This window comes from Paraburkholderia sp. SIMBA_027 (assembly GCF_046535315.1).
Classification (GTDB): domain Bacteria; phylum Pseudomonadota; class Gammaproteobacteria; order Burkholderiales; family Burkholderiaceae; genus Paraburkholderia; species Paraburkholderia tropica.
The window spans coordinates 1-254 of record NZ_JAWRWY010001115.1 but is presented as its reverse complement, the minus strand read 5'-3'; the positions used below and the strand labels follow the sequence as shown (position 1 = coordinate 254).

General features: G+C 34.3%; 1 protein-coding gene. It reads left to right on the top strand.

Annotated elements, in window-relative coordinates; all coding sequences use genetic code 11:
• Positions 1–254: TonB-dependent receptor domain-containing protein (locus SB764_RS42585; protein WP_410867119.1), on the top strand; the 254-nt coding region annotated here is incomplete at both ends.

The following is a 254-nucleotide window of genomic DNA, read 5'->3' as shown; positions in this document are numbered from 1 at the left end:
ATATAACGCTATCCAAAGCATTTAATGAAAAATGGGAAGGGAAAGCAGGAATAAGATATGAATTTACCTCTCTTGACGGGATTTCCAGAAATGGAGAAAATGTACATAGTAATTATGGAAAATGGTTTCCAAGTTTATATCTGACATATAAACCGAGCACAAAAAATATCTTTACGCTAAGCTATTCTAAAAGAATAAGCAGACCCTCTGCAAGAGCATTGAATCCTACCACAATATATTTGGATCCGTATTCG